Source organism: Streptomyces sp. Ag109_G2-15, assembly GCF_900215565.1.
GTDB lineage: Bacteria > Actinomycetota > Actinomycetes > Streptomycetales > Streptomycetaceae > Streptomyces > Streptomyces diastatochromogenes.
Map to the genome: position 1 here is coordinate 6,866,259 of NZ_OCNI01000001.1, position 14,631 is coordinate 6,880,889.

The following is a 14,631-nucleotide window of genomic DNA, read 5'->3' on the forward strand; positions in this document are numbered from 1 at the left end:
TCACGGGTTTGGGCGGCGTGTGCCGATGCGCCCGATCGCGACGGTTGCCGTCAACGCTCCGACGGGAGGGGCGAGTAGATACGCGGGCAGGAGCGAGAGGTCGCCTGAGAGCAGCGCGGGGCCGAACTCGCGGGCGGGGTTGGCGATTCCGCCGGAGAGGGTGCCGAAGGTGATGATCTGGGTGGCGATCATGGTGCCGACGGCCCAGGGGGTGAAGGGGCCGAGTCGGGCGCTGGAGATGCCGATTCCGGCGACGGCGACGATGACGAACATCGTGGCGGCCTCGATCGCGGCGACGGCGGCCCAGGACCAGCCGGGGGCGGGCCGGATGACGGCGTAGTCCATGGCCGGAGCGGAGATCAGTGGTCCCCACACCAGTCGGCCGGCCGCGACGCCCAGGACTGAGCCGGTCAGTTGTCCGGCGATGAAGGGGGCCGCGTCGCGGCCCGGCGTGCGGCCGTAGCGCCACATCGCCAGGGTGATGGCCGGGTTCACGTGACCGCCGGTCACCCTGCCCCAGGGGGAGAGCATGACGGCGGTGACGGTGTAGCCGGAGATGGGCGCAACGGCGAGCAGTCTGCCTTCGGGGGTGTGCCACCAGCCGTGTGCGGTGGGGTCGAGCGTGCCCATCAGCCAGCGGACCGTGGTGACCACGACGAACATCATGAGCGCGGTCAGGGCGAGTTCGAGGAGGGCGGAGTGGAGGGTGCGCTGACAGGCGGGCCGTCGGGTGCCCGGGGCGGCCTGGACGGTATCCGTGGTCACAGGGGTTGCGTCCAGGTGGCGTCGGAGCGGGTCAGCGCGAACGCGCTGACCGTGGCCGCTACCAGGAGCAGTGTGGCGAACAGCAGGGGCAGGGCCGGGCCGCCGTGCAGGACGGCGACCGCCCCGGCGAGGCCACCCGTGAACATCGCCGCCGCCGAGAGTGAGCGGCGGCCCGCCTTGCCGCCCTTTCCACCCGCGGCGCGGCTGTCGGCGGCGACTCCGGTGATGGTGAGCGTCAGTACGGTCGTGGTCAGATCGGGTACGGCCAGTGCGCGCGCGGCGGCGTTCTGAACGCCCATGGCCAGGCCGAGGAGCACGATCAGGGCGTACCGCACGGTGCCCGCGTAAGGGGTGGCGGTGGCCTCGGCGACGACGTATGCCGCTAGGACCAGGGCGGTCTCCAGCGTCAGGGCAAGGTGCAGCACCCGGCCGCGGTGGGCGCGGGCCCCGTGGGCCAGGCGGCCGCCGAGCAGGGCGCCCACGGCGAACGCGGCGAGCGCCGCGAGCGAGGCGGCCAGGGAGAAGCCGGCCGCGCCGGCGATCGCGAAGCCGGAGAAGACGACATTGCCGGTCATGTTGGCGACGAAGACGTGGCCCAGGACCAGGTAGCTGAAGGCGTCCACGAGGCCGGTCACCACGGTCAGCGTGAGCATGAGCGGGGGGAGTGGGCCGTGGCGGTCCCTCATGTCGGGGACGAGCGTGGCCCAGGCGTCCCGTAGCGCGGCAGGCATGGCAGTGCTCCGAATCGCAGGGAGGGGACAGGGCGGTTCCCGGGAGTGCGTGGCTTCCGGGAACCGCCCTCCAGCCTCCGGCCGAAGGGAGCGTTCCGTCCAACATGTGGATACGGGGGCAGCGATCGGCCGTACAGATCAGTGCTTGACGGCGTGCCGTCCGATCACTTCCAGGAAGGCGGCGGCGGCCGGCGCCAGCCGCTTGCTGTCGTGCACCGCGCAGATGGTGTGTACCGCCGCCTCATCCGCCAGGCGGAGCGCGTGGGCGCCGTACGGCAGGGTGCTGTCGGGGTTCGGGCCCAGGAGGGAGCCGGCACCGAAGACGGAGGAGCGCGGTACGACCGTCACGCCGATGCCCCGTGCGGCCAGCCGGATCATGTCGTAGATCTGGCCGACCTGGAAGTGCTGGCCGGGCTCCACTCCGGCGCGGGCGAAGGCGGCCTCGACCTGGCGGCGCAGCCCGGTGCCCTTGGTGAACTGGATGAGCTGGTGGCTGTCCGGTAGGTCGGCGAGGTCGATCACGTCGCGGCCGGCCAGGCTGTGGTCGGCGGGCACGATCAGGATGAGCGGGTCGTTGGCGAGGACGCAGTGGTCGAGCCCGTCGGGGATCTGCCGCGGAGCGAGGCCGACGACGGCGATGTCGAGGTCCCCGGCGAGGACCGCCGCGGCCATCTCGGAGCTGGGCGCGTTGGTCACGTGGAAGTCGATGCCGGGGTGGCGGGCGTGGTAGTCGGCCATCACCTCGACGAGATCGACCAGGGAGGCGCGCGTCTGGACGAGCCCCAGGCGCAGCCGCCCGCGCCGCAGCCCGGAGAGGGCGTCGAGGGCGGCCTGGGCGTTGTCGACGTCGGCGAGGATGCGTCGCGCCAGGGGTTCGAGCAGTTCACCGGCGGCCGTCAGCCGTACGGAGCGGCTGGTGCGGCTGAACAGCTGGGCGCCCACGTCCTTCTCCAGGCGGGCGATCTGCTGGCTCAACGCCGATTGGGCGACATAGCAGTTGGCGGCGGCCTGCGTGAAGTTGCGTGTCTCGGCGACGGCGAGGAAGTACTTCAGGTGGCGCAGGTCCATCCCGGCCTCCAATCTCCTGTGCCGATTGATTCGAGCAGACTCATGTGTTGGACCGATCCATTGTGGCAGACCTGGCGTCGAGGCGTCGCGCGACGACCCGTCTCCGCTTCCGCCTCAAGGAGCGCCCGGCCGCGTCCGCCGTGGCCATCAGCGACGGTCCGCGCCATGCGGGAGACGAGCCTGCTGGTCGCCGCCGGCACGGACGCCACCCGCGTCTCCAGCCACAACCCCTGGCTGTCGCTGTCCTGGCTGGTCACCGGCCGCACGATCGGCGACACCCCCCTGTACCCGGCCGAGAACCGCGTCGACCGGGCCACCGCGCTGGAGATGTACACCAGGGCGGGCGCCGAGCTGACCGGCGAGGCCGACGTCAAGGGCACGATCACGGAGGGCAAGTACGGCGACCTGGCCGTGCTGTCCGCCGACTACTTCTCCGTGGCCGACGAGGACATCGACCGCGTCGAGGCCCTGCTGACGGTGGCCGGCGGCAAGGTCGTGTACGCGGCCGGGGACTACGAGAACATCGCGGCTCCGCTGCCGGAGATCAGCCCGGCCCGGAGCCCGGTCGCCCGCTTCGGGGGCTTCGTGCGCGACGAGCGGACAGGCCTGCGGCAGGCCCGTGCCTTCGTCGAGGCCGCCGCCGGCTCCGAGGCGCAGCGCGCCTGGCGCGAGCGGCGCGGCGACTTCGACCACGTACCGCGGCCCGGCGGTGCGATCGATCCGCTGGACGGCTGCTTCTGACGGGCGCTCACCCTCGTGATCCGGCAGCACGGTGGCCCGACGGGCACCGTGCTGCCGCACGTCCTCGCTCACTCCGGCCGGTGTTCCCGGGCCTGGAACGGTGTCCTGTCCACGAGGGGAAGAGGGGCTACTTGGTGGCGGCCAGCGGCACCAGCGTGGCTCGGGCAAGAACGTGGCCGAAGGCGCTGAAGGGGATCAGTCGGCGTGCAGCAGACGGATGGGTTCCCCGGCGACGAACGCGGCGATGTCCTCCACCGCTTCGCCGTAGTAGGTGCGGTGGTTCACCTCGGTCACGTAGCCGAGGTGCGGTGTGGCCAGGACGTTCGGCAGGGAGCGCAGCGGATCGTCGGCCGGGAGCGGCTCGGTCTCGAACACGTCGAGTCCGGCGCCGGCGATCCGGCACGTTCGCCGGCGCCCCGGCCACCGGCAAGCGCGTGGAGTGGGACGAGATCGGCGTGCTGCACTTCGACGACGAGGACAGGGCGACGCCCTGAAGATCATCACGGAGCAGGACCCGGCCCGCATCATCACCTTCGGCGGCACCTGCACCGTCAGCGTCGCCCCGTTCACCTCGCTTGCCGCCCGCTACGAGGACGACCTCTCACCGGTGCCGAGGTCAACCGGATCGCCCGCGACCTCCAGGGCGCGGCCGACGTCGTGGCCACCACGGTCGCCGAGTTCTTCCCCCGCGACGTCCTCCATGTCCAGCAGGTCCTGCGCGGCTTCCCGCTCGTCAGCGGCTGAGCACTCGCCCCGGGCGGCCGGGTGCCCCCAACAGCTCGGTGCCGGGGCCGAAAATTGCACCTGACCTGCAGATTCTCCCGACTCCGGCCACCGTGACAGGGGCGGATCTCGCGCATGTGCCAGCCCGCCCCGTCACTGTGGTCAGACCCCGTCCCGCGGCATTCAGCGGCAGGGTGTCACGTGGTGGAGGCGCGGCGGCCGCCTCGGCGGTCGGAACCGCGGCCGCCGGTCCCGGCAGCGCCACCCGTGGCTCCGCCGGCCGCCGTCCGTCGGCCGGATCCGCGGGCAACCTTGCCGGAGGCAGCGCGGGTCGCCGCACCGGCCGCGGACTGTCGGTCGGCACTGCGGCCGCCCGCGCCGACGGCACCGCCCGTGGCCCCGCCGGATCCGGCCCGGCGGGCAGAACCGCGCCCGCCGGTCGCGGAGGTGCCGTCAGACGCTGTCGTCCCGGCCGCGGCCCGGCGGTCGGAGCCCCGGCTCCCCGTACGGGGGGCCGCACCTGTCGCCGCTTTGGCCCCGCCGCCGTTTCGGCGGCGGCCGGAGCGCCTGCCGGGCTTGGTGCCGGTCTCCCGGTCCGGGCCGGACGCCGTCGGTGTCGCCGGCTGGGGGACCTCGATGGTGACGGCCACACCGGAAGGCTCGCGGGCGCCGGTGATGGTGGTCAGTTCCGCGTCGCTCGACGTGATGCGGGCCGTCCGGGGGCGGACGCCCGCGTCCGACATGAGCCGGGTGACGTCCCGTTTCTGGTCGGGCAGGACCAGCGTGACCACGCTGCCGGAGCCGCCGGCGCGGGCCGTGCGGCCGCCCCGGTGGAGGTAGTCCTTGTGGTCGGTCGGGGGATCGACGTTCACGACGAGGTCGAGGTCGTCGATGTGTATGCCCCGGGCCGCGACGTTCGTCGCCACCAGGGCGGTGACCTGGCCGTTCTTGAACTGTTCCAGGGTGCGGTTGCGCTGCGGCTGGGAGCGGCCTCCATGCAGTGCCGCGGCGCGGACACCGACGGCCAGGAGCCGCTTGGCGAGCCGGTCGGCGGACCTCTTGGTGTCGAGGAAGAGGATGACCCGGCCGTCACGGGCCGCGATGCGCGTGGTGACGGCCTTCTTGTCGGTCTCGTCCTGGATGTGGAGCACGTGGTGCTCCATGGTGGTCACCGCTCCCGCGGACGGGTCCACGGAGTGCACCACGGGGTCGGTCAGGAACCGCTGCACCAGGCGGTCGATGTTGCGGTCGAGGGTGGCCGAGAAGAGCATGCGCTGTCCGTCGGGCCGTACGTGCTGGATCAGCTTGGTGATCTGCGGCAGGAAGCCCATGTCGGTCATCTGGTCGGCTTCGTCCAGCACCGTGATGCGTACCTGGTCGAGCACGCAGTCCCCGCGCTCCACGAGATCGTTGAGCCTGCCCGGTGTCGCCACGACCACCTCGGCGCCGCGCCGGAGCGTACCGGCCTGCTTGGTGATGGACAGCCCGCCGACCACGGTGGCCAGCCGGAGGTTCACCGCGGTCGCGTAGGGGGTCAGCGCGTCCGTCACCTGCTGCGCGAGTTCACGGGTGGGCACCAGCACGAGGGCGAGGGGGGCCTTGGGCTCCGCACGCAGTCCGGCCGTGCGGGCCAGCAGCGCCAACCCGAACGCGAGGGTCTTGCCGGAGCCGGTGCGTCCCCGTCCCAGCAGGTCACGGCCGGCCAGCGAGTTGGGCAGGGTGGCGGCCTGGATGGGGAAGGGAGTGGTCACGCCTTGCGCCGTGAGGGTCTTCAGCAGCGCCGCGGGCATGTCCAGACCGGCGAAGTCCTCGACGGCGGGAAGTGCGGGTGTCGTGTTTTCCGGCAGCCGGAACTCACGCGGTGACGACGCGGACGGCTGGGGTGACGAGGCGCGCCGGTTCGGCTTCTGGGGCCTGCGGGACATGCGGTGATCTGCCTTCCTGAAAACAGCACAAACCGGGGTCCACACCATGACGGTGCGGACCCCGGTGAGCGGATACGCGTCCGGCGATCAGGCGGGGACGATGTTCTCCGCCTGCGGGCCCTTCTGGCCCTGCGTGACGTCGAAGGAGACCCGCTGGCCCTCCTGCAGCTCACGGAAGCCCTGGGTCGCGATGTTCGAGTAGTGAGCGAAGACGTCGGGGCCGCCGCCGTCCTGCGCGATGAAGCCGAAACCCTTTTCGGCGTTGAACCACTTCACGGTTCCCTGTGCCATGACCTTCTCCTTCTGTAGGCAGAGGCCCCATCCGGAGATGCCGGAAACACAAATAATGCGCCTGAAGGAGAAACATTCCCGTCAGGCGCACATAGGTTCATGGGTACCACAACTGCAACTCGGAAACCCTAGCACAGCTCCATCGGTGATCGTCACGCGGGAGTGAGACAGATGACGTGCGGCATGACCGTGGCACTGACGATCCCTCCGGCGCCGAGGACTTGACCGAGGAGCAGGCCCGGCCGATCCTGCCTCGGCATGCGTGTGGTGAGTGCCCGCGTCACAATGGGACTACATGAACGTTTGCCTGTCCTGTGCAGGGGCTTGTGCTTCTCGGAGGCAACCGGCATGGACTTCTTCGATGCGGTTGTGATCGGGTCAGGTTTCGGCGGCTCGGTCACGGCTTCTCGGCTGGCGGAAGCAGGAATGCGCGTCTGCGTGCTGGAACGCGGCAAGGCGTACCCGCCGGGCGGGTTTCCGCGCGGGCCGCACGCCACCGCGGCGAACTTCTGGGCTCCGGACCACGGGCTGTACGGCATGTTCGACGTGTGGAGCTTCTCGGACCTCGATGCCGTGGTCTGCAGCGGTCTCGGAGGAGGTTCGCTGATCTACGCCAACGTCCTGCTGCGCAAGCCTCGGAGCTGGTTCCCGCAGGACGACTCCTGTGCCGCGAACGGCGAGTACTGGCCGATCAGCTACGACGAGCTCGTTCCGCACTACGAGCGCGTCGAGACCGCCATGGGCGTGCAGGTCTACCCCACCGAACACGAGCCCTACCGCAGCACACCGAAGACCGCGGCAATGCGGGAGGCGGCACACGCCCTGGGCCTGGAATGGCAGCGGCCCCCGCTGGCCGTGACCTTCGGCAACCCGGGGCAGAAACCGGTGCCCGGGGTGCCCATCGTCGACGGGGAGAAGAACTTGCACGAAGTGCCGCGCTACACCTGCCGGCTCGTCGGCGAGTGCGACATCGGGTGCAATTTCGGCAGCAAGAACACCCTGGACCTCACCTACCTGAGCACTGCCGAGCAACAGGGTGCCGAACTCCGCACCGGCTGTGAGGTTCAGTCCTTCGAGCGCACCGGCGACGGATTCACGATCTCGTATCTCGATCGACGGCTGGACCGGCCGGAGGGGGCACGAGGCTCCCCCGAACGGCACGTGGTGGGGGCACACCGACTGATCCTCGCGGCCGGGGCGCTAGGCACTCCTTACCTGCTGTTGCGTAACCGAAGTGCCTTCCCGGACATCAGCCCCACGCTCGGCACCCACTTCTCGGGCAACGGCGACTTCCTGGGATTCGTCTTCAAGGCCCGGGACGGGCACGGTGGTTCCGGAGCACCTCGCCTGATGGACCCCAGTTTCGGGCCGGTCATCACCAGCGCGATGCGCATGCCGGACCTGCTCGACGGCGGGACCGGGCGCGGTTTCTTCATCGAGGACGCGGGTTACCCGGACTTCCTCAACTGGCTGGTGGAGCAGAACGTTCTCACCATGTCGAACCGTGTCCTGCGCTTCCTGCTGCACAGAGGCTGGTCCCATCTGACCAGGAGTCCCAAGAGCGGGGTCGGCCGTGAGCTCTCCGGCGCCCTGAGCAAGGGAATGCTCACCGCGACGTCGCTGCCGCTGCTCGGCATGGGGCGGGACGTGCCGAACGGAAAGATGCGGCTGCGGGACGGATACCTGGACCTGCACTGGGACACAGCTGCCTCCGCAGCCTATTTCGACCGGATGAACCGCACCATGCGCGAGTTGTCCGGGACGCTGGGCGGACGGTACGCCCCCGATCCCCTCTCGTACCTCAACCGGCTGATCACCGTCCACCCTCTCGGTGGGGCTCCGATGGGCCGCAACCGAGAGGAGGGCGTGGTCAATTCCTACGGGCAGGTGTACGGCTGTGAGGGCCTGTCGATCGCCGACGGGTCGATCATGCCTGGCCCGGTGGGTTCCAACCCCTCGCTCACGATCGCTGCGCTCGCGGACCGCGCAGCCGACCACATCGTCGACGACTCCTAGAGCGGAAGCGGCCTTTCCAGGGTGGTGACTGACTCATGACGGACGGCCATGGCACCAATGACACCAACCGGGCGTTGATGCTCGCCGGTGGCGGGGTCAAGGTCGCCTTCCAGGCGGGCGTGCTCCAGGTCTGGCTCGACGAGGCGGGCCTGCGGTTCGATCACGCGGACGGCGCGAGCGGCGGTACGTTCAACCTGGCGATGTACTGCCAGGGCATGACGGGGCGTCAGATCGCCGACAACTGGCGGGACATCCGCCCCTTGAAGGGGGTCACTCCGAACTGGCCCCAGTACCTCAAGGGGCCCTACGGCGCTTCGCTGTTCACGCTCGACGGCTACCGGCGGAACGTCTTCCGCGACTGGGGACTCGACTGGGGCAAGATCCGGGCGACCGACCGGATCGCCACCTTCAACCTCTACGACTTCTCCCGCAACGAGCTGGAGGCGCTGACCGCCGATCAGATGGACGAGGACCGGCTCGCCGCGGCCGTATCGCTGCCGATGTGGTTCCCCGCGGCCGTCATCGACGGCAGGACCTACATCGACCCCGTCTATGTCACCGACGCGAACATCGGTGAGGCGATCCGCCGGGGCTGCGACGAGCTGTGGATCATCTGGACGGTCAGTCAGCGCCGTCGCTGGCACAACGGCTTCGTCGCGGACTACTTCCAGATCATCGAGACGGCGGCCAACAGCCGCTTGCAGGAGTGGCAGCGGCGGATCGACGCCAGCAACGCCGCTATTCGCGCGGGCGGCCGGGGCGAATTCGACCGCCTGATCACCGTCAGGATGCTGCAGTGCGAGGTCCCGCTCAACTACCTGATCAACTTCAGCCGGGACCGCTTCCGGCAGGCCGTGGAACTCGGGGTGCACAAGGCCCGAAGCTGGTGCGCGGACGAGGGGATACCGCTGTCCGCTCCACTGCCGTGCCCGTCCGCCGACGGCAGCAGGCTACGGTTCAGCGAACGGATGGCCGGTGCGATCGCCTTCGGTTCCGCAGCGCCCGGCACGCGTGCCGTACCCGGCGGCCTGCCGGACGGGGAGGATCTGTCGGTGCGTCTGACCATCCGCATCGACGGGCTCGACCGTTTCATCGTCTGCCCCGAGCACCGGGCGACGGTCACGGGGCAGATCCACTGCGAGGCGCTGGGCGGCCGGCGCGAGGTGGAGTCGGGCAGTCTCAACCTCTTCGTGGAGGAGGGCGACCCGGAGCATCTGCGCATGCGGTACCGCCTGTTCTTCTCCGACCGGGCCGGACACCCGCTCACGCTCAGCGGATGCAAGACCGTGGACGAGGACTCCGGCCGCGGGCTGTGGGCCGACACCACGACGCTGTACACCCGCATCCTGCGCGGCCATGTGCAGGCCGACGAGGAGAAGGACGCCGAGGTGGTGGCCACCGGGGTCGTACGGCTTCGGGTGCCCGACTTCGTCCGTGAGCTGGCGAGCTTCCGGGCGAGTTCGGACTCGGCCCGCGGGCGGCTGGCCGCGCTGGGCAGGTTCGGCCAGTTCTTCGCCGGCCGGCTCTGGGACGTGTACCTCCAAGGTGTCCTCGCCTGGTCCCCGATCTGACGGGCTGCGCGAGGAGGTAGGGCTGATACGGACGTGCGCGCCGCGGACCGAGGTCCGCTCCCGCGAGATGCGGCCGGTGCTGCCCGCCGTCACCGGCCTGCCGTCTGACCCTGCCGCAGTTCTCCCGGCCCTGAGGTCGCCCGGATCGGCCTGTCGTAACTGGTCAAGCAGGTGACTTGCCGAAGGGTTGTCACGGGCAGGATGTTGCATATCCGTGAGTCACTGGTCAGTATGGTTACGTGAATCACGCTTTTCCCTGCGGGACGCTTCCTCTGGACTTCGTCGGCACGCTGCGCGCGCGACGCAACGCCGAGCCGATGGAGAAGCTCGCCTCCCCTGAGCTGCTCGACGACTGGTTCCTGGAGTCCGGGATGGTCGATCTCGCGCCTGGGGCGAGCGAGGCCGACCTCGCCATCGCCCTGGACCTGCGGGAGGCGATCTACTCCCTGGTCGCGGCCCGGATCGAGCGGCGGCCCCTGCCCGTCGAGGCGGTCGCCGAGGTGAACCTGCAGGCGGCGGGTCTCCCCGTGACTGTGCGGCTCGGTCCCGACGGTGCGACCCGTACCGGCACGGCCGTCCAGGGACTCGCCGCCCTCGCCCGTGAGGTCGTCGAGATCATCGGGGGTGACGAGGCTGCGCTGTTGCGCGAGTGTGCCCGTCCCGAGTGCACCCAGGTCTACCTCGATCGCTCACGAGGCCACCGACGGGAGTGGTGCGCCATGCGAACGTGCGGCAACAGGGTCAAGGCCGCCTCCTACCGGGCACGCCAGCACAGCGCGAAGAGCTGATGTCGCGTAGGTACGATGCGCAGCGTCATCCGGCACTGACTGGGGAGTGAACGGTTGTGACCAGCCGATCAGCCGCCTCGCTCCGAGCGCGGTACGTCGAGCAAGCCGTGTCGGATCTGGCGGAGAACCGCCGCAGGCAGCGGGAACTGGCTGAGAAGATCAAGATGTTGGAGCAGGAGGAAGCCCTCCTGATGGACATCCTGACGCTGGCCGAACGGTACGAGGAGGCCAATCCTTCTCCCCTGCCCGAGCAGGAGGAGCGTCGACCCGTCACCGCCCGGGTGAAGGCCGGCGCGACGGAGAAGTCGCGGCCGCCTCTGCTCGGAGATGCCCTGATCGAGCTGCTCGGTACCCACGGTGAGCCGCGGTCGGCCAAGGCCCTGCGCGACGAGCTGATGGAGCGGCACCCGGACCGTTCGCCCACCCCGCAGGTCGTGCGCAACACCCTCGAATCACTCGTCGCGAAGGGACGGATCCGGCGCCACAAGCGGGAGCGCTCGGTGTCGTACACCCTCGCGGGGCGCGCGACAAGCTGACCTCTGCGAGCAGTCAGGCCCCCGTCACATACGGGTTCCGTCAGAGGCGGTCCGCGTCGACGACGGCCTGGGCGAACGCCGTCGGCGCCTCCTGCGGCAGGTTGTGGCCGATGCCGGTCAGCGTCCGGTGCTCGTACTCGCCGGTGAACTTGTCGCGGTACATGGAACCGTCACCGGGCAGTGTGAAGGGGTCCTTCTCGGGGTCGAGGGTGATGGTCGGCACCGCGATGGACGGTGCCGTGGCTAGCTTCTCCTCGTAGCGGTCGTAGCGGCGTTCGCCGTCGGCCACGCTGAGCCGCCAGCGGTAGTTGTGGATGACGACCGCGGCGTAGTCGGGGTTGTCGAAGGCGGCCGCGGTGCGCATGAAGGTGGCGTCGTCGAAGTTCCAGGTCGGGGAGACGAGGTCCCAGACGAGCCGGGTCAGCTGGAGGCGGTGGTCGTGGTCCTCCATCGCCTTCTTGCCGCGTTCGGTGGCGAAGTAGAACTGGTACCACCAGGTGTGCTCCGCGGCCGCCGCGAGCGGTTCGAGCTGGGCCTTGCGTTCGGTGACGAGGTAGCCGCTCACCGAGACCAGGGCCTTGACGCGCTCGGGCCACAGGGCCGCGAGGATGTCGCCGGTCCGCGAGCCCCAGTCGAAGCCGGCGATCACCGCCTTGTGGATGTGGAGAGCGTCCATCAGCGCGATGATGTCCAGGGCGATCGCCGACTGCTGCCCGTTGCGGAAGGTGCGGGGGGACAGGAACCGCGTCGTGCCGTGACCGCGGAGATAGGGGACGATCACGCGGTAGCCCTCGGCCGCGAGCAGGGGAGCGACATCGACGTAGCTGTGGATGTCGTAGGGCCAGCCGTGCAGGCAGATGACCACCGGGCCATGAGCGGGGCCCAGCTCGGCGTAACCGACATTCAGCAGACCGGCCTTGACCTGCTTCAGCGAGGGGAAGGAGGTGTGAGTGGCCGGAGTACCCGGAGTGGCCGAGGAGGCCGGGGCGGCGCTCGAAACGCCCTGCAGACCGGTCAGAGGGACGGCGGCCGCTCCCGTGCCCAGCCCCATCGCCTTGGTGAAGGTACGCCTGTTGATCATGTGAAGCCTCCCGTGGGTTGGGGCAAGTGCCGCACAGCTGCCGCGAGTTTGCGTGCAGGGCGACACTGGCACAGCGCTCGTCACTAGTCAAAGGGGTTACGTGTCGAATGGTGTAACCGATTGGACTGGTGATGAGCCTTGCGATCACATGCGTCACCTGTCAGAGTGGTTACCTCGAACCTGTTCGGCCACTCCTACGGTGGCTCTGCCATCAGCCAGGCCGCCGCCAACGGCCCCCAGATCAAGGCGCTGGTCTACGTCGCGAACCCCGTTCCCTGTACCGATGCCGACGGCACCAACGGAACCGACCTCTGCATCAAGCAGGACAAGTTCCGTCACCAGTTCGCCGCCGACGTTCCCGCGAACCAGGCCCCCTCATGGCCGCCACCCAGCGGCCCATCGCCCAGGACCTCAACATCCCCGCCTCCGTGCAACGCTTCACGGCCCGGCGCGCCCACGCCCACACCATCGAAGTCGCCCGTCGAGCTCCTTGACCCCCAGTCGGCGCTCCACGATGCTGTGTTGCGGCACATGAGATGCGTGCCGTAATGAGCAACGTCTGACAAGTCTGGTACCAGCCGAGGAGTGGCTATGACGCACCAGGTCCGTGCCGTCGTCGCGAGGGGCAAGGGCGCCCCCGTCAGCCTGGAAACGATCATCGTGCCGGACCCGGGCCCGGGTGAGGCGCTGGTGAAGATCCAGGCCTGCGGGGTCTGCCACACCGATCTGCACTATCGCGAGGGCGGCATCAACGACGACTTCCCCTTCCTGCTGGGCCACGAGGCCGCGGGTGTGGTGGAGTCGGTGGGGGAGGGGGTCACCGATGTCGCCCCCGGAGACTTCGTCATCCTCAACTGGCGTGCGGTGTGCGGGCAGTGCCGGGCCTGTCTGCGCGGACGGCCGTGGTACTGCTTCAACACCCACAACGCGAAGCAGAAGATGACCCTGACGGACGGCACCGAGCTGTCGCCAGCGCTGGGCATCGGCGCCTTCGCGGAGAAGACCCTCGTCGCGGCGGGGCAGTGCACGAAGGTCGACCCGGCCGCGTCGGCGGCCGCCGCCGGGCTGCTGGGGTGCGGGGTGATGGCAGGCATCGGCGCGGCCATCAACACCGGGAACGTCGGCCGTGGCGACACGGTCGCCGTCATCGGCTGCGGCGGCGTCGGGGACGCGGCGGTCGTCGGGTCGAACCTGGCGGGCGCGGCGAAGATCATCGCGGTGGACATCGACGACCACAAGCTGGACACCGCCAGGAAGCTGGGCGCGACCCACACCGTCAACTCGAAGAACACCGACCCGGTCGAGGCGATCCGCGAGCTGACCGGCGGTTTCGGTGCCGATGTCGTCATCGAGGCGGTCGGTCGCCCGGAGACGTACCAGCAGGCGTTCTACGCCCGCGACCTCGCCGGCACGGTCGTCCTCGTCGGGGTGCCGACGCCGGAGATGAAGCTGGAGCTGCCGCTGCTGGACGTCTTCGGCCGCGGTGGCGCGCTGAAGTCCTCCTGGTACGGCGACTGCCTGCCGAGCAGGGACTTCCCGATGCTCATCGACCTGTATCAGCAGGGCCGTCTGGACCTGGATGCCTTCGTGACCGAGACCATCGCCCTCGACGAGGTCGAGAAGGCCTTCGAGCGGATGCACAGCGGCGATGTCCTGCGCTCGGTGGTGGTCCTGTGACGGCCGGAGCCCGTATCGAACGTCTCGTCACCTCGGGGACCTTCTCGCTGGACGGCGGCACGTGGGACGTCGACAACAACGTGTGGATCATCGGCGACGACCGAGAGGTGATCGTCGTCGACGCCGCCCATGACGCCGACGTCATCGCCGAGGCCGTCGGTGGCCGGGCCCTGCGGGCCATCGTGTGCACCCACGCCCACAACGACCACATCGATGCCGCGCCCGAACTCGCAGAGCGCCTCGGCGCCCCGGTTCTCCTCCACCCGGACGACCTGCCGCTGTGGAAGCAGACCCACCCCGACCGGGCGCCGGACGCCGAACTGGCCGACGGTCAGATCCTGGCCGTGGCGGGGGTCGAGCTGACCGTGCTGCACACTCCCGGCCATGCCCCGGGTGCGGTCTGCCTGTACGCGCCGAAGCTGACGGCGCTCTTCAGCGGTGACACGCTGTTCGCGGGCGGACCGGGGGCCACGGGACGGTCGTACAGTCACTTTCCGACCATCATCGAGTCGATCCGGGAACGGCTGTTGACCCTGCCCGGCGACACCGTGGTGCACACCGGTCACGGGGACCCGACCACCGTTGGCGCCGAGGCCCCGCATCTGCGGGAATGGATCGCACGCGGTCACTGACCGCCTGACCTGCTCGAAGACACCGATTCCGGTGTCGATCCCTGCCCTGAAAGTGTTGCTCATCGCGCTCTGAGTTGCATGGTGAG

General features: G+C 69.8%; 13 protein-coding genes and 2 pseudogenes. 8 read left to right on the forward strand and 7 right to left on the reverse strand.

Going from position 1 to position 14,631, the window contains the following annotated elements; translation table 11 throughout:
• From CRP49_RS30895 to CRP49_RS30905, 3 genes are all read right to left on the reverse strand, one after another.
• Complete coding sequence (locus CRP49_RS30895; protein ID WP_257033535.1) at positions 1 to 765, reverse strand: MIP/aquaporin family protein; 765 nt, start codon at positions 763 to 765, stop codon at positions 1 to 3.
• Positions 762 to 1,496 carry a DUF1275 family protein gene (locus CRP49_RS30900; RefSeq protein WP_097256305.1) on the reverse strand — a complete coding sequence of 245 codons (735 nt, stop codon included), beginning with the start codon at positions 1,494 to 1,496 and terminating at the stop codon, positions 762 to 764. The genes CRP49_RS30895 and CRP49_RS30900 overlap by 4 nt, the downstream gene beginning before the upstream one ends.
• 138 nt (positions 1,497 to 1,634) lie before the next feature.
• Positions 1,635 to 2,564, reverse strand: coding sequence for a LysR family transcriptional regulator (locus tag CRP49_RS30905; protein WP_097256306.1), 930 nt, complete (start codon positions 2,562 to 2,564; stop codon positions 1,635 to 1,637).
• A gap of 42 nt (positions 2,565 to 2,606) precedes the next feature.
• Here CRP49_RS30905 and CRP49_RS30910 point away from each other — a divergent pair, with 42 nt between their 5' ends.
• Positions 2,607 to 3,305, forward strand: coding sequence for an amidohydrolase family protein (locus tag CRP49_RS30910; RefSeq protein ID WP_257033536.1), 699 nt, complete (start codon positions 2,607 to 2,609; stop codon positions 3,303 to 3,305).
• 195 nt (positions 3,306 to 3,500) lie between these two features.
• On the opposite strand, the pseudogene CRP49_RS30915 reads toward CRP49_RS30910, so the two are convergent.
• From CRP49_RS30915 to CRP49_RS30930, 3 genes and pseudogenes are all read right to left on the reverse strand, one after another.
• Positions 3,501 to 3,704: pseudogene (locus tag CRP49_RS30915) on the reverse strand (NAD(P)-dependent oxidoreductase); the annotation flags it as partial.
• 521 nt (positions 3,705 to 4,225) lie between these two features.
• Positions 4,226 to 5,953, reverse strand: a complete 1,728-nt coding sequence (locus CRP49_RS30925) for a DEAD/DEAH box helicase (RefSeq protein WP_097256307.1) — start codon at positions 5,951 to 5,953, stop codon at positions 4,226 to 4,228.
• Between the two features lie 87 nt (positions 5,954 to 6,040).
• Positions 6,041 to 6,244 (reverse strand): cold-shock protein, encoded by a 204-nt coding sequence (locus tag CRP49_RS30930; protein ID WP_031161015.1) that lies wholly within the window; start codon positions 6,242 to 6,244, stop codon positions 6,041 to 6,043.
• 348 nt (positions 6,245 to 6,592) lie between these two features.
• Here CRP49_RS30930 and CRP49_RS30935 point away from each other — a divergent pair, with 348 nt between their 5' ends.
• From CRP49_RS30935 to CRP49_RS30950, 4 genes are all read left to right on the forward strand, one after another.
• A complete protein-coding gene (locus CRP49_RS30935) occupies positions 6,593 to 8,260 on the forward strand; it encodes a GMC oxidoreductase (protein WP_097256308.1) in 1,668 nt (555 codons plus the stop codon).
• Positions 8,261 to 8,295: 35 nt separating this feature from the next.
• Positions 8,296 to 9,831 carry a patatin-like phospholipase family protein gene (locus CRP49_RS30940; protein ID WP_097256309.1) on the forward strand — a complete coding sequence of 512 codons (1,536 nt, stop codon included), beginning with the start codon at positions 8,296 to 8,298 and terminating at the stop codon, positions 9,829 to 9,831.
• A 239-nt stretch (positions 9,832 to 10,070) separates the two neighbouring features.
• Positions 10,071 to 10,619, forward strand: a complete 549-nt coding sequence (locus tag CRP49_RS30945) for an ABATE domain-containing protein (RefSeq protein WP_097256310.1) — start codon at positions 10,071 to 10,073, stop codon at positions 10,617 to 10,619.
• A gap of 56 nt (positions 10,620 to 10,675) precedes the next feature.
• Positions 10,676 to 11,155, forward strand: coding sequence for a hypothetical protein (locus CRP49_RS30950; protein ID WP_097256311.1), 480 nt, complete (start codon positions 10,676 to 10,678; stop codon positions 11,153 to 11,155).
• A gap of 40 nt (positions 11,156 to 11,195) precedes the next feature.
• Here CRP49_RS30950 and CRP49_RS30955 read toward each other — a convergent pair whose 3' ends face one another.
• A complete protein-coding gene (locus tag CRP49_RS30955; protein WP_097256312.1) occupies positions 11,196 to 12,236 on the reverse strand; it encodes an alpha/beta fold hydrolase in 1,041 nt (346 codons plus the stop codon).
• Positions 12,237 to 12,416: 180 nt separating this feature from the next.
• Here CRP49_RS30955 and CRP49_RS30960 point away from each other — a divergent pair.
• From CRP49_RS30960 to CRP49_RS30970, 3 genes and pseudogenes are all read left to right on the forward strand, one after another.
• Positions 12,417 to 12,715 (forward strand): annotated as a pseudogene (locus CRP49_RS30960) (alpha/beta hydrolase); the annotation flags it as partial.
• Positions 12,716 to 12,827: 112 nt separating this feature from the next.
• A complete protein-coding gene (locus CRP49_RS30965; RefSeq protein ID WP_097256313.1) occupies positions 12,828 to 13,913 on the forward strand; it encodes an S-(hydroxymethyl)mycothiol dehydrogenase in 1,086 nt (361 codons plus the stop codon).
• Positions 13,910 to 14,545 (forward strand): MBL fold metallo-hydrolase, encoded by a 636-nt coding sequence (locus CRP49_RS30970; RefSeq protein WP_097256314.1) that lies wholly within the window; start codon positions 13,910 to 13,912, stop codon positions 14,543 to 14,545. The genes CRP49_RS30965 and CRP49_RS30970 overlap by 4 nt, the downstream gene beginning before the upstream one ends.
• The last annotated feature ends 86 nt before the right edge of the window (positions 14,546 to 14,631 follow it).